Raw genomic sequence first — 18,070 nt, 5'->3', positions numbered from 1 at the left:
CTTAAAGACTCCTTCGACTACTGGGTTTTCTCGGCATGGGGCGGGTTCTGCGTTGCTTGATCGGTCTGGGCCATCCCGAAGCTGTACCGGATGTGCGCGGCGTGCCCGTCGGGCACCACGGGGAAGAGCACCGGGTCGGCGACGTCGCGGATCTCTGCGATGCGCGCCCCGACGTCCTCGATCGTCCAGGACGGTTGGTACACCCCAGGGCTTTCCACCAACGCGGCCCGTGCCACCCGCCCGGCCAGCGCGATCAGTGCTTCTCCGGTGATCGAACAGGATTCGTGGGCGAGCCAGGCGACCACCGGCGCGACCAGTTCGGGCTGCATCGGCGGATAGCCGGAGGTGTCGATCCCCTCGGCCATCCGGGTGACCGCCGCGGGGACCACCACGTTGCACCGGACGCCGTGGGCTGCGCCTTCCAGCGCCGCGACGTTGCTCAGCCCGAGCACGCCGGCCTTGGCCGCCGCGTAATTGGCCACGTCGGCGTTGCCGTAGAGTCCGCCGATCGACGAGGTCAACACAATGCGACCGTATCGTGCGTCACACATCGCCGGGAAGGCCGCCCGCACCACATGGAACGCTCCGCGCAGGTGCACGTCGAGGACCGCGTCGAAGTCGGCGGCGCTCATCTGCCGCAATGCGGCCCGCCGGACGTTGCCGGCGTTGTGGATCACGATGTCGACGCGGCCGTAGTGCTGCTGTGCTGCCGCGATGATCGCCGCGCCCCCTTCGGCCGTGGCGACCGAGGCGGTACAGGCCACCGCGTCGCCGCCGGCGGCGCGAATCTCGGCCACGACGCGCTCGGCCGTGTCATCGCCCACGCCGTCACCAGTCAGGTCGGCACCGGTGTCGTTCACCACGACGGCCGCACCGCGCTGCGCCAGCAGTTGCGCATAGGCGCGGCCCAGTCCCCGCCCGGCGCCGGTCACGACGGCGACCCGGCCGTCGAAGCGCAACGGATATGGTGCGCTCAACCGACGGGTTCCTCACGCAGATTTCGTATCGGCAACGTCGTTGGGGTCGTCATCGCAGTTCCAGACCCTCCAGGTCACCGGCGTCGCGCCACTGCCTCAGCAGGTCGTCGAAGGCGTAGAAGCCCGGCGAGTAGACCTCACCGAGGAACGAGCGGCTGGCATCGCCGAATCCGCGGCCCTCGTTGTTGTAATAACCTGGCGTGCAGGACAAGTCGAATGCCGAGTTGTCGAAGGCCAGTTCTCGGATGGTGTTGACCCAGGCGGTCTGGCCCTCCTGACTGGGCTCGACGACCGTCGCCTTCCGTTTGAGAGCCTCGGCGATGATGTAGGCGATGTGCTCGGCCTGCTGCTCGAACATCGCGGTGGTGTTGGCCGACACGCCGCCCTGGATGAACCCGGTGTGGAACTGATTGGGGAACCCGCGACTGGTCATCCCGTGCAGGGTCTGGTACCCGTCGCGCCAGTGGTCGAACAGCGATACCCCGCCGCGGCCCTCGATGACGTCGATCGCATACCGACGGCTGATCTCCGTGGATATCTCGAACCCGCTGGCGAAGATGACGCAGTCGACTTCGTACTCGACGCCACCCGCGACAATGCCCTTCTCGGTGAGCTTGTCGACGCCCTTGGATTCAGCCACGTCGACCAGGGTGACGTTGGGCCGATTGAACGCGGGCAGGTAGGTGTCGCTGGAGGTCGGACGCTTACACATGAATCGGTAATAGGGCTTCAGCGCCTCAGCGGTCTGCGGATCCTCGACGATCCCGTCGATGCGGCGGCGCAGCCGCTCCATGATCTTGTAGTCCTCCTCCTCCCGCATCGCCATGATCTCCTCGACGCCCAGAGCCGTCGGGTCGGGGCAGGCGCCGATGCGAGCGGTCAGGTTGCGCCCCAACTCGGTCCAGAAGTCGCACACCATATCGGGGGCGTCGAATACCACGCCTTCGAACGGCGACCAGCGGTGGAAGTTGCGCTTGCGTTCGGCCTGCCAGCCCGGTTGCAGCGACGCGACCCACTGCGGGTCGGTGGGCTCGTTGCCACGAAAATCGACCGACGACGGGGTGCGCTGAAAAACGTAGAGGTGCTTGGCATCCCGCCCCAGGTGCGGGACCAGCTGCACACCTGTCGCACCGGTGCCCACCAGCGCCACGCGTTTGTCCGCCAGCTTGTGCAGGCCGCCGCTCGCGTCGCCGCCGGTGTAGTCGTAATCCCAGCGTGCCGAGTGGAAGACGTGGCCACCCGCCTGCATGAAGTCCTTGATTCCCTCGATCCCGGGAAACTTGGGCCGGTTGTAGGAGCCCTGTGCCATCACCACGAAACGCGCCCGCAGGTCGTCGCCCCGATTGGTCGTCAGCCGCCAGCGCTTGATCTCCTCGTCCCAGCGGGCGGTGCGCACCTGGGTCGAGAAGATCGCCCCGTCATAGAGGCCGAAGTGCTTTCCGATGTTCTGGCAGTGCTGAAAGATCTCGGCGCCGTCGGCGAATTTCTTGGACGGGATGAAGTCGAGCTCTTCGAGCATCGGGATGTAGCAATACGCGTCGTTGTCGCACTGGATTCCGGGGAACCGGTTCCAGTACCAGACACCGCCGAAGTCGCCGCCCATCTCGATGATCCGCACCTCGGGAACGCCTGCCTTCTTCAGGTAGGCGCCGGCGAGCAGCCCGGAGATGCCCCCGCCGAGGACGACGACCTCGATATCGGCATCGATGGGGTCACGCGGGGTCACCTCGGTGTGGGGATCGTCCTCGGCGAACTCCACGAAGTCATTCTTGAGTTCGAGGTACTGCTGGGCACCGTCGGAACGAACGCGTTTGGCGCGTTCGGCGGCGTACTTGCGCCGCATCGCCTCGATGTCGAAGTCGTCGGGGGTTTCGGTAGGCGAGCAGTTCGTCATCGATCAGTTCCTGTCGGGATTTCTTGAGGCGCACCGTCGCCCATGTATTTCGACAGCTGGTGGTGCAGGTTGACGATGGCGCGCTCCCGGTAGGGGTTGGGTTTGGCGCCGGGATAGCCGAGGGATTTCATCCCCTGCTGCACCGCTGCCATGTTGGAGAAGTCCTGTGGGAGAACCGAGCGCCAGCCCGGGTCGCCCACCGGCGTGTACTCCCATTCCGTCTGCGGTTCTTCGCCTTTGGGAAAGAGTTCGAACACCGAGACTTCGAAGATGCACTTGTCGGGGTTGTAGCTGGGGTGCGGCCGCGCGCTGTAGCACAGGGCGCTGGTGAGCCCCTGGCCGATCTGGAAGTTCGGGAAGATCTGCCAGGCGGTGCCGGCCTGACCGAGCACGTCGGCGGGAATCGTCGGCCAGATGACCCCGCGGGCGGCGTCGTCGCGGCGCGCCGACACGAGCCAGTGTTCGAGGACCTTGTCGGCCGGCGTGCCCTCGGGCAGCTCATCGACCAGTCGCTTGGCAGCGTTCACCAGGGTTGCGGTGGTGGTGGCGTTGGTCTCCTCCATGGTGTAGACCTGCATCTCCGCGGTCGACACCCGCGGATCGGCGCCGGTCCCCAGCCGAATCTTGGACTTGGTCGCCTCCAGATCGTCGGGCGCGTCGTAACCGAGGTTGCTGTGCTTGCCCTGCACCCGCGCCCAGCCCTTGAACTCACCGAACTTGTTGAACTCCGGATGGGTTGTATAGACGTGGTAGGTCTCGTTGAAGGCCTCCATGGCGACCTTCCAATTGCAGTCGAACTCCAGCCATCTGCGCCACTTGTAGCGCATGTTCTCCAGACCGAACGGCTCGAGGACCTTGGCGGCCGGATACAGGTAGTCGGCCAGCGATTCGCCGTCGGGATCCATGTTGATCCACAGCCAGCCGCCCCAGGTGTCGACCCGCACCGAACCCAGGTGGGTGTTGGCGGGTGTCAGCGTGCCCTGCCAGTCGTCCTGTTCACGAATGTGGGTGCAGGCCCCGTCGAGTCCGTAGGTCCAGCCGTGGAATCCGCAGACGAACGACTTGCGGGTGCGCGCACAGGCGTTCTTTGCCCCGGCGGGGGTGTCGACCAAGCGGCGGCCACGGTGCATGCAGACGTTGTGGTGAGCGTGAAACTCGTCGGGTCCGGTACGGACGACGAGGATCGAATCGTCGAGGATGTCATAGGTGAGGTAACTGCCCACCTCCGGCAACTCTTCGACCCGGCCGACCTGCTGCCATACCTTGCGCCACAACTTGTCTCGTTCGGCGCGGGCGTAGTGCTGCGACGTGTAGGCCTCGACGCCGATCGTGACCGGGTCGGCCAGCTCTTCGGCCGGCTCCTTGACCGGATCGGTCATCACATCCTCCTTATCGCCGCACGGAAGGTGTCGTCTTTGAGGAACAACGAGGTGTTGTCGGCATCGAGGTGACTCCATTTGAGGTTGAGGCCGCCGTCGACGAGCAAGGTCTGCCCCGTGATGTAGCCGGCCAGGTCGGACAGCAGAAACACGATGGGCCCGGCCTGTTCCTCGGGCCGCCCGCGCCGCCCCATGGCGATCGCCCGCAGGTCACGATCCGGATCCTCATCGACGTAGGCGGCCGAGGCGGCCGTGTTGGTGACGCCGGGCGCCACCGCGTTGACCCGGATTCCCGCCGCGGCCAACTCCACGGCCATGGTGCGGGTCATCGCGACGATGGCAGCCTTGGCGGTGCCGTAGGCGATGTGGAACGGCGCGGTGTTCATCCCGCTGATCGAGGAGATCGACACGATCGAGCCGGGCAGCTGCGCGGCCACCAACTCCCTCGCGACCGCGCTGCTCATGAAGAAGGCGGTCTCCAGGTTGTGTGTGAAGATCTGGCGCCAGTCGGCGCGGTCCACCCTGGTCGAAGGCATCCAGGTCGACGGCTCGGCTCCCCCGGCGACGTTGACCAGTCCGTAGAGCCGGCCGTCGGCGCGGCGCGCGGCATCCAGCACCGCGGCAACACCCTCGTCGGTCGACGCGTCGGCAGCCACCGGCAGCACGGAAAGACCCCGGTCGGCCAGCGGCGCGATGTGCTCGTCGAGATTGTCCCGCGAGCGACTCACCGCGATCACGGTCGCGCCGGCTTGCGCGGCCATCGCGACCACCGCCGTGCCGATACCACCGCCCCCGGCGCCCGAGACCACCACGATCCGGCCGGTCAGGCTCAGGAGGCCACTCGGCAGGGTGGGAGGAGTGGAGTGATCGGCCATGACCCGCTTTCACCTGGCACAGACCCGCAACCCGGCCCCCGGCTCGCACCGGGATCCCGGATTTGTCCGGACAACATATGGCATTCTTTTTTCCGAAGAACACTATTCCGCAGTAGCGAGCGCAGAGTCAAGAGCGCCGCACGCCGAGCAGCGGGCCTTATTGTCTGGACCAACACGGTCGCCGGGACGGGGCCGTCGACACGCCCCGGACGGGCGGCAAGGGCAGGAAGGGCGCCCTGGAGACTCGGGCAGTGATGCTGGTTACCTGCACGCCACGACCGGGTGGGCCATGGGTCATGATTGGAGATTCCCACCCCGCGTGGGCAACTTTGAATACAGCTGTTTTCAGAATTAACCCTAGGAGACGACTTGCCCCCCGGTCAACGCCGGGACCGCTGGTCCGGGGTCCCGCTGGCAGAGCGTCAAGCGCTGCGGCGAGACGAATTCATCGCCGCGGGGGTGCAGCTGCTCGGCGACGAGCGGGGACCCGCGTTGACCGTCCGCTCGGCGTGCCGCGCGGCCGGATTGACTGAACGCTACTTCTACGAGAGCTTCGCCGACCGCGACGAGTTCGTCCGCAGCGTCTACGACGACGTGTGTACCCGAGCGATGACGGCGCTGCTGGCGACCCGAACGCCGCGCGAAGCCGTGGAATGCTTCGTGTCCCTGATGGTCGACGACCCGGTGCGCGGCCGCGTGCTGTTGCTCGCCCCGGAGAGCGAGCCGGTGCTGACCCACTCCGGGGCCAGGTGGATGCCGACGTTCATCGCGATGGTCCAGCGGACTCTGACCCAGTGGAGCGAACCGGCGTTCCAGCAGATGGTCGCCACCGGCCTGATCGGGGCACTGACCGCCCTGTTCAGTAACTATCTGGCCGGAACCCTCGATGCCGACCGCACGCAATTCATCGACTTCTGCGTCGACATGATGCTCAGCACGCAGGCAGAACGGTAGGACCCCACCCGATACCCGCCGGAACACGCCCGGCGAAAACTTGATGCTACCGTCAGACACAGATATATTGCCTGCAACTAGTGGACACAGATACCTGGGGAGCTGGCATGGCACGGGAATTGACCGACCTGGAGTTGCTGCACGAGCTCGAACCGGTCGTGGAGGACTTGCTCAACCGACACCTCTCGATGAGCAAGGACTGGAACCCGCACGACTACGTGCCCTGGTCGGAGGGGAAGAACTACTACGCCCTCGGCGGCCAGGACTGGGACCCCGAGCAGTCCAAGCTGTCCGAAGTGGCGCGGACCGCGATGGTGCAGAACCTGCTGACCGAGGACAACCTGCCGTCCTACCACCGCGAGATCGCCATGAACTTCACCATGGACGCCCCGTGGGGTACCTGGGTCAACCGCTGGACCGCTGAGGAGAACCGGCACGGCATCGCCCTGCGCGACTACCTCGTGGTGACCCGCAACTGCGACCCGATCGAGCTGGAGACCCTGCGGATGGAGACCGTCAACCGCGGCTTCAGCCCCGGCCAGAACCACCAGGTCCAGGACGACCTGTTCGCCGAGAGCCTCTTCGACTCGGTCGTCTATGTGAGTTTCCAGGAACTGGCGACCCGGATCTCGCACCGGAACACGGGCCGGGCGTGCAACGACCCGATCGCCGACCAGATGCTCGCACGTATCTCGCACGACGAGAACCTGCACATGATCTTCTACCGCGACCTCAGCGCCGTCGGCTTCGATATCGCGCCGGATCGGGCGATGTACTCGCTGCACCGCGTGCTGGCCAACTTCCAGATGCCCGGCTTCGTGGTGCCGGAGTTCCGCCGCAAGGCCGTGATCATCGCCGTCGGCGGTGTCTACGACCCGATCATTCACCGCGACGACGTGGTGATGCCGGTGCTGAAGAAGTGGGGCATCCTCGAGCGCGAGTTCACCGGCGAAGCCGCCCGCTACCAGGACAAGATCGGCCAGATCGTCGCCGAACTGGACGAGACGTGCGCCAAGTTCGAGACCGCCAAGCAGCGCCGGCTCGAGCGGGAGGCCAAGATGGCCGAGAAACGCGCCGCCAAGAAGGTGCTGGAGCCATCAGCACCGTAGTCGGTAACGGCGGCCCGGGGGCACCTACCGCACGCGGTGACATGCGCCCGGGTGCGCGGCGCGCGCTGCGCATCGGCTCGATCGAGTTGGCCAGCCCCGTGGTGCTGGCCCCGATGGCCGGCGTGACCAACGTGGCCTTCCGAACGCTGTGCCGAGAGCTCGAGAGGTCCCGAGCCGGAACGGTCAGCGGGCTCTACGTCTGCGAGATGGTGACCGCGCGGGCACTCGTCGAGCGGCACCCCGCCACCCTGCACATGACGACGTTCGCGCCCGACGAGTCCCCCCGTTCGCTGCAGCTCTACACCGTGGACCCCGACACCACCTACGCCGCGGCGAAGATGATCGCCGAGGAGGGCCTGGCCGACCACATCGACATGAATTTCGGCTGCCCGGTGCCTAAGGTGACGCGTCTCGGCGGCGGGTCGGCGCTGCCCTATAAGCGTCGGCTGTTCGGCAAGATCGTCGCGGCGGCGGTCCGGGGCGCCGCCGGCGCCGGTATCCCGGTGACCGTCAAGTTCCGGATCGGGATCGACGACGCGACCCACACCCATCTCGACGCCGGGCGTATCGCGGAGGCCGAAGGGGCCGCGGCTGTGGCGCTGCACGCCCGGACCGCGGCGCAGCGGTACTCCGGCACCGCGGACTGGGAGCAGATCGCCGCACTCAAGGCGCAGGTGCGCTCGATACCGGTGCTGGGCAACGGGGACATCTTCGAAGCCGGCGACGCGCTGGCCATGATGGCGGCCACCGGCTGCGACGGTGTGGTCATCGGCCGCGGCTGCCTCGGACGCCCCTGGTTGTTCGGCGAGCTCTCAGCGGCCTTCGCGGGCCGGCCGGCCCCGACCCCGCCCACGCTGGGCGAAGTCGCCGACATCATCCGCCGCCACGGCCAGCTGCTGGCGCTGCATTTCGGCGAGGACAAGGGCATGCGCGAGATCCGCAAGCACATCGCCTGGTACCTGCACGGCTTCCCGGCCGGCTCCGGGCTGCGGCGCGAGCTGGCGCTGGTGACCACACTGGCCCAGCTCGACGAACTGCTGACGCAGCTGGACGCATCCATCCCCTTCCCGGCCGCTGCGACCGGGCCGCGCGGGCGCCAGGGGTCGCCGGCCAAGGTCACCCTGCCCGAAGGGTGGCTGGCGGACCCCGACGACTGTGCCGTACCGGCGGGAGCTGACATTATGCATTCGGGTGGCTGAAATGAGACTTTGTCGACATCGCGTGTCTAGAAGGTTCTCAGTAGAATAAGGAACTTGTTGTTCCGGCAGGGATCGTCCCTGCAGGAGCAGAAGCCGGTGCGGAACGCATGCCGACCATCCGCACCGCGCCGCAGTGCGAGCGACGCACCCCGGTACCGAGGACTCGGAGGCCCCTGAGGACATGAGTGACGGCGATAACGCCACTCCTGGCCCTGGGACGCCGGAGGGCCAAGACGGCGACCATCAGCTGATGACGATAACTCCGCCCGGACCCGCGCCGTGGGAACGCTGGCGGGACCCGGCGGACGCGCCTGCCTCGCATCGGCGCACCCCGGGGCGGCGACGCGACGCCGGCAACGGCTCGGTGAGCGTTGCCGACCTGATCGCCAAGGTCAACGCCGGCGCTCCACCGTCCGGCGGCCGCAGCCAGCGCCGGGCCGCCGCGGCCCTGCCTCCCCAGGCACCGCCGACGCAGACCGATGGGCCCGACCCCGCTTCCGAGCCGCCGGCCGCGCCCGCCCCGGCGCTCGAGCTGCCCGACGTGATGCCCGACATCGCCGCGGTGGCCTACCCCTCCGAGGTGCCCGACCTCGGCCGTATTCACGGCACGTCGCTGGATCCGGCCGACAGCCCCGATTGGGACGGGTTGTCCGCGACCACCGAGCTCCCCGACGTGGCACCGGAGATTCCGCTGGACCCGGTCGGCCCGCATCGCTACGCCGAACCGGACGAGGACGAACCGCGCGCGCCGCACCGTCGGGCCAAGGCCGCGGGCCGGGCCGCCGCGGCGATGCTGGCGATCCTTGCCCTGGTGTTGACCGGTTCGGCCTGGCAGTGGAGCAGCTCGAAGAACCGCAGCCTCAACCACATCAGCGCCCTGGATCCCGATTCGCACGACATCCTCGACGCGGCCGGCCAGTACGGCGATGAGAATTTCCTGATCGTCGGCGCCGACACCCGGGCCGGCGCCAACAGCAGCATCGGCGCCGGAACCACCGACGACGCCGAGGGCGCCCGCTCGGACACCATCATGCTGGTCAACATCCCGGCGAACCGTAAACGTGTGGTGGTGGTCTCCTTCCCGCGGGACCTGGCGATCACCCCGATCCAGTGCGAGGCGTGGAACTCCGCGACCGGTGTCTACGGTCCGGTCTACGACGAGGAAACCGGTAGCTACGGCAGTGAGCTGGTCTACACCGAGACGAAGCTGAACTCGACGTACGCCTTCGGCGGCCCGAAGTGTCTGGTCAAGGAGATCCAGAAGCTGTCCGGGCTGGCGATCAATCGCTTCATGGCGGTCGACTTCGTCGGATTCGGCAAGATGGTCGACGCCCTGGGCGGCGTAGAGGTGTGCACCCCGAGCCCGCTGTACGACTTGGTGCTGGGCAGTGTGCTGGAGAACACCGGACGCCAGCGGGTCAACGGCGCGACCGCGCTGAACTACGTGCGGGCCCGCCACGTCACCACCGAGGACAACGGCGACTACGGCCGCATCAAGCGCCAGCAGCTGTTCTTGTCGTCGTTGCTGCGCTCGCTGATCTCCACCAACACCTTCTTCTCCCCGACCAAGCTCAACAACGTGGTCAACATGTTCATCGGCGACAGCTCTGTGGACAACGTGACCACCAAGGACCTGGTGAACCTCGGCCAGTCGCTGCAGAAAGTCGCCGCCGGGCACATCACGTTCGTGACGGTGCCGACCAGCGAGACCGACGAGAACGGCGACGAGGTCCCGCGCATGGACGACGTTCGGGCCCTGTTCGACGCCATCATCAACGACGACCCGTTGCCGGGCGAGAACGACCACAACGCCACCTCCGTCCCCACCACCACGGCGCTGAGCCCGACAGCCCCATCCACGTCGGCGCCCGAGTCGCCGGCCAGGCCACTCAGCGAGCAGGTGCGCGCCGTCACCACCTCACCCGCCGAGGTCAACGTGCGGGTTTCCAACGCCACCGAGCAGGCCGGCCTGGCGGGCGGCACCTCCGAACGCCTGCAGCAGTGGGGCTTCAACGTCGACAACGCCGACGACTATCCCGGCACCGTCAAGGCCACCAAGGTGTTGTTCTCCCCCGGCAACGAGCAGGCGGCGGCGACGGTGTCCTCGGCGCTGTCAGACGCCCCCATCGAGCGGGTCAGCGGATTGGGCAACATCGTGCGAGTGGTCCTGGGATCGGACTTTCGCACCGTGACCAAGCCGGCGGCCAGCGGCTCGCAGATCAACGTCCAGCTCACCCGCAACACCAGCGCCGAGCCGACCGAACTCCCCGACGACCTGACCGTCACCAACGCCGCCGACACAACCTGCGAGTAGCATCCGGCTCCGCCCGATCCACGCGGACCGCCGTCCACGGCTAGTCTTGAGGGCATGCGAACCGCGTACCATGAGCAACTCTCGGATCTCGCCGAACAGCTCGGCACGATGTGCGGATTGGCCGGGGCAGCCATGGAACGCGCCACTCAGGCCCTGCTGCAAGCCGACCTGATGCTGGCCGAACAGGTGATCACCGATCACGAGAGAATCGCCGCGATGAGCACCCGCGCCGAGGAGAGCTCGTTTGTGCTCCTGGCGTTGCAGGCACCGGTTGCCGGGGATCTGCGCGCCATCGTCAGCTCCATTCAGATGGTCGCCGATATCGACCGGATGGGCGCCCTGGCCCTGCACGTCGCCAAGATCACCCGCCGTCGCCATCCCCAGCACGCACTGCCCGAGGAAGTGAACGGCTACTTCGCTGAAATGGGCAGGCTCGCAGTCGAGCTGGGTAACAGCGCACAGGAGGTGCTGTTGTCGCGGGACCCGGAGAAGGCCGCCCGGATCCGCGAAGAAGACGACGCGATGGATGACCTGCACCGGCATCTGTTCTCGGTGCTGATGGACAAGGAGTGGCGGCACGGCGTGGCCGCCGCCGTCGACGTCACGCTGCTCGGCCGGTTCTACGAGCGGTTCGCCGATCACGCTGTCGAGGTCGCCCGCCGGGTGATCTTCCAGGCCACCGGCAAGTTCCCGGACGAGCACACCCTGCCGTCAAGCGAGTAGCGCGTCGATCGCCCGGTAGATCCGCTGTTCGCTCACCGGGCGCGGGGTTCCGAGTTGCTGAGCCCACAGACTCACCCGCAGTTCTTCGATCTGGCGGGCGATCTCACGCACCGCGGCGTCCTGGCGACGTGCCGCGGGCAGAACCGCCAGCAGGTCCTGGTAGGCCTGTTGCACCCCCTGCACCCGCGCCATCCGGTCCCGGTCGGCCTGCAGCGCGCGGGGCAACTGCTCCAACCGGCGGCGAATCGCGGCGAGGTAGCGGGTGAGGTCCCCCAGATGTGCGCGCCCCGTGGCGGTGACGAACCCCGGTGCCAGCAATGCCTCCAACTGCCCGGTGATATCGGCGATCGACTCGGCCTGAGCCGCCGGCGGCTGCGCCGGCAGCGCCACCTGGGTTTCCCGGGCCGCGGCCAGCACCTGTGCCACCCGGGTGACGACGTCGGCCGTGGTCGCGACCAAGGCTGCAGCCACCCGCTTGCGCAGCGCGACGAACTCGTCTCGCGTCCACACCGGCGCGGGGACCAAGGCGTCGGTGGCAGCGTCGGCACAGTCCTCGATCAACGCCTGCAGTGACCCGTCCGGGTTGGCTTTGAGCATCAGGCGGGTCTGCGAATCAAGCTGACGCTCAACCGCTTTGACCGGCGACGGGATCTCACAACGCAACAGTCTGCGGATGCCCGGGCCGAGCGCGCCGCGCTGTTGTGCCTCGGTGGCGAACACCCGCAGCTCGGCATCGGCGCCGGCGTCGACGAAGGCGGGGAAACCGCGCACGGCGCGTCCGGCCACCACCCGCTGGACGGTCTGCGCAAGAGTGTCGAGGTCATCCGGCCAGCCGCGCAGCCCGGTGCGCTCCAACTCCGCGCCGACCGCATCGGCGATCGCCGCACGAGCCGATGCCGACAGTCGATCCTGCAGGGCAGCCAGATCCTTGCCGCGGGCCAGCTCGGTGCCGTCGGCGGCTTCCACGGCGAAGGTGACCCGCAGGTGCGCCGGCAACGTGGTCATGTCGAAGGCGTCGACCGGCACGAGCACCCCGGTGCGGCGGCGCAGTTCGCCGGCCAGGGCCTGCAACAGCGGTTCGGTCGACGTGCCGATGACCGACAGCACGGCGCGGGCGGTGTCGGGTGCCGGCACGAAGTTGCGCCGCAACTCCTTCGGCAAGGACCGGATCAGGGCGGTGACCAGCTCTTCTCGTAACGCAGGTACCTGCCAGTCGAACTCGTCGCCGTGAAGCCGGGCCAGGACGTCGATCGGCACATGGACGGTGACGCCGTCGTCGGCGGCGCCCGGCTCGAAGCGGTAGCTCAACGGCAACGCGAGATCCGCGGTCGCCCACCTGTCCGGCCGATCCGCGCCGAGCGTCTCGTCGGTGCGCAGCAGCTCGTCGCGGGTGAACGTCAGCAGTTCCGGTGTGTCCTGCCGCTGCCGTTTCCACCAGCTGTCGAAGTGTCGTGCCGACACCACCTCTGCGGGGATCCGGGCGTCGTAGAGGTCATAAACGGTGTCGTCGTCGACGATCAGATCACGGCGCCGAAGCCGGTCCTCCAACTCCTGCAGTTGGGTGCGCAACGCCGCGTTGTCGGCCAGGAAGCGGTGCCGGGCCGTCCACTCGCCCTCCACCAGCGCATGCCGGATGAACATCTCCCGGGCCACCACCGGTTCCACCCTCGCGTAGCCGACCCGCCGGCGCGTGACCAGCGGCAGGCCGTAGAGCGTCACCTTTTCGAAGGCCATCACTTCGCCGCGCTTGGCGTCCCAGTGCGGTTCGCTGTAGCTGCGCTGGACCAGATCGGCGGCCACCCGTTCGACGGTCTCCGGTTGGATGCGCGCGGCGGTCCGCCCGAACAACCGGCTGGTTTCCACCAGTTCGGCCACCATGGTCCAGCGCGGCGGCCGTTTGGCCAGCACCGAGCCGGGGGCGAGAACGAATTTCGAGTTCCGCGCGCCGGCGTATTCGCGGCCGTCGGAACGCCGCATCCCGACGTGCGACAGCAGACCGGCCAGCAGCGCGGCATGGATGGCCGCGGGTTCGGCCGGCTTGCCGGCTGTGTCACGGATGCCGACGTCGCCGGCGATGCTGCGCAACTGACCGACCAGGTCCTGCCATTCCCGGATTCGCAGGTAGTGCAGGAACTCATTTCGGCACATCCGGCGGAAGGCACTGCCGCTCAGCGTTTTGCGCTGCTCGGACAGATATGACCACAAGTTGAGGTAGGCGATGAAGTCGGAGTCGTCGTCGGCGAACCGGGCGTGTTTCTGCCGGGCGGCCTCCTCACGATCGATGGGCCGCTCGCGCGGGTCGGGGATGGTCAGCGCGGCCGCGAGCACCAGCACTTCGCGTACACAGCCCTCGGTCTCGGCCGCCACGATCATCCGGCCCAGTCGCGGATCCACCGGAAGCCGGGCGAGCCGGCGGCCGACGTCGGTGATCGCCCCGTTTGCGTTGAAGGCACCGAGCTCGACCAGCAGTTGGACGCCGTCGCGGATGCTGCGAGCGTCGGGTGGGTCGAGAAAACCGAAGTCTTCGACCGCGCCCAGCCGCAGCGACGCCATCCGAAGCAGCACCGCAGCCAGGTTGGTACGCAACACTTCGGGATCGGTGTAGCGCGGGCGGGCCTCGAAGTCCGCCTCGCTGTAGAGCCGGATGCACACCCCCGGAGCGGTGCGCCCGCACCGGCCGCTGCGCTGCGCGGCTGAAGCCTGCGAGATGGGTTCGATCGGCAGCCGTTGCACCTTCAGCCGGCGACTGTAGCGCGAGATCCGGGCGTTACCCGGATCGATGACGTAACGGATTCCCGGCACGGTCAGCGAGGTCTCCGCCACGTTGGTGGCCAGCACGATCCGCCGGCCGGTGCGCGCCGGTGCGAACACCTTCTGCTGTTCGGCGGTGGACAGCCGCGCATACAGCGGAAGAATCTCGGTGTTGGGCTGGCCGCCGAGGGCTTCTGCGGTGTCCCGGATCTCACGCTCACCGGACAGGAACACCAGGATGTCGCCCGGCGGTTCGGCGGAAAGCTCGTGCACCGCATCGACGATGGCCTCGATCTCGTCGCGGGTCTGGGTGCGAATGATCTCGTGGTCCGGGTCGTCCGGGTCGTCGTCGGCGTCACCCACCACGGGCAGTTCCAGTGGGCGGTAGCGGATTTCGACCGGATAGCTGCGGCCGGACACCTCGACGATCGGCGCGCTGGCGCCGTCGGGTCCGGCGAAGTGCGCCGCGAAACGTTGGGGTTCGATGGTGGCCGAAGTGATGATCACCTTCAAGTCCGGGCGGCGCGGCAGCAGCTCGCGCAGGTAGCCCAGCAGAAAGTCGATGTTGAGGCTGCGCTCATGGGCTTCGTCGATGATCAAGGTGTCATACCGCAGCAGCCGCCGATCGCGTTCCAGTTCGGCGAGCAGGATGCCGTCGGTCATCAACTTGATCAGGGTGCGGTCGGAGACCCGGTCGGTGAAACGGACCGCATAACCGACGACGTCGCCGAGCGGGGTGGCCAGTTCCTCGGCAACGCGAGCGGCGACAGTGCGGGCGGCCAGCCGCCGCGGCTGGGTGTGGCCGATGGTGCCCCGGATTCCGCGACCCAGTTCCAGGCAGATCTTGGGCAGTTGGGTGGTCTTGCCCGAGCCGGTCTCACCGGCCACCACCACCACCTGATGAGCACTGATCGCCGCGGCGATCTCGTCGCGACGGGCACTGACCGGCAGGTCGGGATAGCTGATGGGCGGTACGGCGGCGCGCCGCTGCGCGATCAGCGCCTGTGCGGCGCTCATCCGTTCAGCCAGCTGTCGGAGCTTCTCCGGTTGGTCGCCGCGCAGATCCTTGAGCCGTCGGCGAAAGTAGGCGGCATCGCGGATGGTGAGGCCGTCGAGCTGCGTGCGCAACTGTGCTACGGACGGCTCGGACACTCCGGCAAGGATAGGCGCGCCCAGCCTGCTCGGCCAAGCCGGCTACGCGACCGCGCCACGGTCAGCCGAAGCGGCCGGAGATGTAGTCCTCGGTTTCCTTGAAAGTCGGGTTGGAGAAGATCTTCTCGGTCCCGTCGATCTCGATCAAGCGGCCCGGCTTCCCGGCGCCGGACAAATTGAAGAACGCCGTCTGGTCGCTCACCCGCGCCGCCTGCTGCATGTTGTGAGTCACGATGACGATGGTGTATTCCTGCTTGAGCTGGGCGATCAGCTCTTCGATGGCCATCGTGGAGATGGGGTCCAAGGCCGAGCATGGCTCATCCATCAGCAGCACGTCGGGCTGGACCGCGATGGCGCGAGCGATGCACAACCGCTGTTGCTGACCACCCGACAGCCCGCCGCCGGGCCGGTCCAGCCGGTCCTTGACCTCGTTCCACAGGTTGGCGGCGCGCAGCGAGAATTCCGCGGTTTCATCGAGCGCACGGCGGTTGCGGATGCCCTGCAGTTTGAGGCCGGCCACCACGTTGTCCCGAATCGACATGGTGGGAAACGGATTTGGACGCTGGAACACCATGCCGACTGCCTGCCGAACGCCCACCGGGTCGATTCCGGGCAGGTAGATGTCCTCGCCGTCGAGCAGCACCGTGCCCTCGATCCGGGCCCCGGGAGTGGTCTCGTGCATCCGGTTGAGGGTGCGCAGCACCGTCGACTTCCCGCATCCCGAAGGCCCGATGAACGCGGTGACGCTTCGCGGCGCGACCGACAACGTCACGTCGGCCACCGCATGAAACGACCCGTAGTAGATGTTGAGGTCGGCCAGGTCCAACCTTTTAGCCACCGTGCAGCTCTCCTTGTTCGCCCACCGCGAGGTGTTGCCGAGTCAGATCTAGAACTTCTTGGGCGCGAAGATGCGCGCCCCGAACCTGGCCGCGACGTTGAGTATCGCGATCAGCAGGATCAGCGTCAGAGCAGCGCCCCAGAGACGGTCTGTCGGAACTGCACTGGCGCCGGCGCCCGCCGACGTCTGGTCGTACATCATCCCCGGCAACGATCCCATGAAGCCGTGGAACATATCGAAATTCATCGCCTGCGAATAGCCGACCAGAATCAACAGCGGCGCGGTTTCGCCCATGACCCGGGCCAGCGCCAGCAGAATCCCGGTGACGATCCCGGACAACGCGGTGGGCAGCACGATGCTGGTGATGGTCTTCCACTTCGGCGCCCCCAACGCGTAGCTGGCTTCGCGCAAGTCCATCGGAATGATCCGCAGCATCTCCTCGGTCGCCCGCACGATCACCGGCACCATCAGCAGCACCAACGACAGCGACACCGCGAAACCGGATCGCTGAAACCCGAGGGTGGCGACCCACAGGGCATAGATGAACAGCGCCGCGACAATCGACGGCACCCCGGTCAGGATGTCCACGGCGAACGTCGCAAGCTTGCCCAGCCTGGTGCCGGCGCCGTATTCGACCAGGTAGATAGCCACGAAGATACCGATCGGGATGGAGATTGCGGCGCACAGCAGTCCTTGCAGCAGCGTCCCGACAATCGCATGGTAGGCACCGCCGCCGGCCACGAATGCGGTCATGCCGGCCTGCGAGTGCGTCCACCAGTCGCTGGAGGACACGGCGCCCAAACCGAGTCGGAGCACTGAGTACATCACCCAGACCAGCGGCACCAGAGCCAAGGCCATCGCGAGGGTCACCAGCACCGTGGCAATCGCATTGGCCATCCGCCGGCGCGGGCCCACCCCGGCGAACGTGCGCGGTTTGACGGGCCGGTCCAGCAACGCGGTCATGACGGAACCTTTCGGGTGATCGCAATGCGCGCCAGCGCGTTGACGATCAGCGTCAGCACGAACAGCACCAGCCCGGCCGCGATGTAGGCGCCCGCCTTGTACTGGTCGTTGAACTCCGATGCGGTGGCGGCGATCTTGGTGGCGAAGGTGGAACCGCCGTCGAACAGCGACCAGTTGAACGCCTTCTGGGTGGAACGCAAGATGATCAGCAGGGCGACCGTCTCACCGAGCGCGCGGCCCAGACCGAGCATCGCGGCACTGATGTAGCCGGAGCGGCCGAACGGCAACACCACCATCTTGACCACCTCCCAGCGAGTCGCCCCCAGCGCCAGGGCGGCCTCGATCTGGCCACGGGGTGTCTGGGCCAACACCTCTCGGGTGACGGCGGTGATGATCGGCAGGATCATCACCGCCAGCACGATTCCGCCGGTGAAGATGGTGCCGCCGCCGGCAACCGAGGCGTTGCCGGTCGCGAACAGGAAGAACCCGCCGAGGTGTTCGTTGAGCCACAGCGCGGTGCCCCGCAACCGCGGAGCGAGCACGTACAGCCCCCACGCCCCGTAGATGATCGACGGCACCGCGGCCAGCAGTTCCACCATGTATCCCAGCGGCCCGACGAGGCGCCGGGGCGCGTATTCGGCGAGATAGACCGCCACACCCAGGGCAACCGGCATGGCCAGCAACAGGGCGAACAGCGAGACGAACACCGTCACCTGCAGCATCTCGGCGATGCCGAAATGCATGGCGGAGGTGTCGGTGGTGACCCAACTGCCGCCGTAGGTGAAGAAGTTCTCCCGGTTGCGCTGCAGCGCCGGTATCGCGCGCAGCAGCAGGAAACCCCCGACAGCCGTGATCACGACGATGATCAGCACCGCCGAGCCGGCCGCGGACAGCCGGAATATCCGGTCCTGAAGGCGGCTTGCGGCGGAACGCACCGTCCTC

General features: G+C 67.4%; 13 protein-coding genes. 5 read left to right on the top strand and 8 right to left on the bottom strand.

What is annotated here, in order from left to right; all coding sequences use genetic code 11:
* Positions 1-17 precede the first annotated feature (17 nt).
* Genes AWC02_RS16920 through AWC02_RS16905 form a run of 4 tightly spaced genes read right to left on the bottom strand, consistent with a single transcriptional unit; the run spans position 18 to position 5,125 of the window.
* Positions 18-977: an SDR family NAD(P)-dependent oxidoreductase gene (locus AWC02_RS16920; protein ID WP_085129867.1), complete on the bottom strand. Its 960-nt coding sequence runs from the start codon at positions 975-977 to the stop codon at positions 18-20.
* Between the two features lie 49 nt (positions 978-1,026).
* Positions 1,027-2,871: a flavin-containing monooxygenase gene (locus AWC02_RS16915; RefSeq protein ID WP_085129866.1), complete on the bottom strand. Its 1,845-nt coding sequence runs from the start codon at positions 2,869-2,871 to the stop codon at positions 1,027-1,029.
* Positions 2,868-4,250, bottom strand: coding sequence for an aromatic ring-hydroxylating oxygenase subunit alpha (locus AWC02_RS16910; RefSeq protein ID WP_085129865.1), 1,383 nt, complete (start codon positions 4,248-4,250; stop codon positions 2,868-2,870). Before AWC02_RS16910 ends, AWC02_RS16915 begins: the two co-directional genes overlap by 4 nt.
* On the bottom strand, positions 4,250-5,125 hold the full coding sequence (locus tag AWC02_RS16905) for an SDR family NAD(P)-dependent oxidoreductase (protein ID WP_085129864.1): 876 nt from the start codon (positions 5,123-5,125) through the stop codon (positions 4,250-4,252). The genes AWC02_RS16910 and AWC02_RS16905 overlap by 1 nt, the downstream gene beginning before the upstream one ends.
* Positions 5,126-5,494: 369 nt before the next feature.
* On the opposite strand from AWC02_RS16905, the gene AWC02_RS16900 reads away from it, so the two are divergent.
* The 5 genes from AWC02_RS16900 (at position 5,495) to phoU (ending at position 11,424) form a co-directional block, all read left to right on the top strand.
* The gene (locus AWC02_RS16900; protein ID WP_085129863.1) at positions 5,495-6,079 is read left to right on the top strand and encodes a TetR/AcrR family transcriptional regulator; all 585 of its coding nucleotides are present in this window, start codon (positions 5,495-5,497) and stop codon (positions 6,077-6,079) included.
* A gap of 107 nt (positions 6,080-6,186) precedes the next feature.
* On the top strand, positions 6,187-7,188 hold the full coding sequence (locus tag AWC02_RS16895) for an acyl-ACP desaturase (protein ID WP_085129862.1): 1,002 nt from the start codon (positions 6,187-6,189) through the stop codon (positions 7,186-7,188).
* Between the two features lie 41 nt (positions 7,189-7,229).
* Positions 7,230-8,387 (top strand): tRNA dihydrouridine synthase DusB, encoded by a 1,158-nt coding sequence (dusB, locus tag AWC02_RS16890; RefSeq protein ID WP_109561051.1) that lies wholly within the window; start codon positions 7,230-7,232, stop codon positions 8,385-8,387.
* A gap of 250 nt (positions 8,388-8,637) precedes the next feature.
* Positions 8,638-10,701, top strand: coding sequence for an LCP family protein (locus AWC02_RS16885; protein WP_237160506.1), 2,064 nt, complete (start codon positions 8,638-8,640; stop codon positions 10,699-10,701).
* 54 nt (positions 10,702-10,755) lie between these two features.
* The gene (gene phoU / locus AWC02_RS16880; protein ID WP_046321270.1) at positions 10,756-11,424 is read left to right on the top strand and encodes a phosphate signaling complex protein PhoU; all 669 of its coding nucleotides are present in this window, start codon (positions 10,756-10,758) and stop codon (positions 11,422-11,424) included.
* On the opposite strand, the gene hrpA is transcribed toward phoU, so the two are convergent.
* The 4 genes from hrpA to pstC all read right to left on the bottom strand — a co-directional run bounded on the left by hrpA (position 11,413) and on the right by pstC (position 18,063).
* Positions 11,413-15,327, bottom strand: coding sequence for an ATP-dependent RNA helicase HrpA (gene hrpA, locus AWC02_RS16875; protein WP_085129860.1), 3,915 nt, complete (start codon positions 15,325-15,327; stop codon positions 11,413-11,415). The genes phoU and hrpA overlap by 12 nt on opposite strands.
* A gap of 61 nt (positions 15,328-15,388) precedes the next feature.
* Positions 15,389-16,165, bottom strand: coding sequence for a phosphate ABC transporter ATP-binding protein PstB (gene pstB / locus AWC02_RS16870; protein ID WP_085129859.1), 777 nt, complete (start codon positions 16,163-16,165; stop codon positions 15,389-15,391).
* 48 nt (positions 16,166-16,213) lie between these two features.
* Entirely contained in the window at positions 16,214-17,128 is a 915-nt protein-coding gene (pstA, locus tag AWC02_RS16865) for a phosphate ABC transporter permease PstA (protein ID WP_085129858.1), read from the bottom strand.
* On the bottom strand, positions 17,125-18,063 hold the full coding sequence (gene pstC / locus AWC02_RS16860) for a phosphate ABC transporter permease subunit PstC (RefSeq protein ID WP_419179286.1): 939 nt from the start codon (positions 18,061-18,063) through the stop codon (positions 17,125-17,127). Before pstC ends, pstA begins: the two co-directional genes overlap by 4 nt.
* Positions 18,064-18,070 lie beyond the last annotated feature (7 nt).

The organism is Mycolicibacter engbaekii (genome assembly GCF_002101585.1).
Lineage (GTDB): Bacteria > Actinomycetota > Actinomycetes > Mycobacteriales > Mycobacteriaceae > Mycobacterium > Mycobacterium engbaekii.
This window is presented reverse-complemented; position numbering and strand designations above follow the sequence as displayed.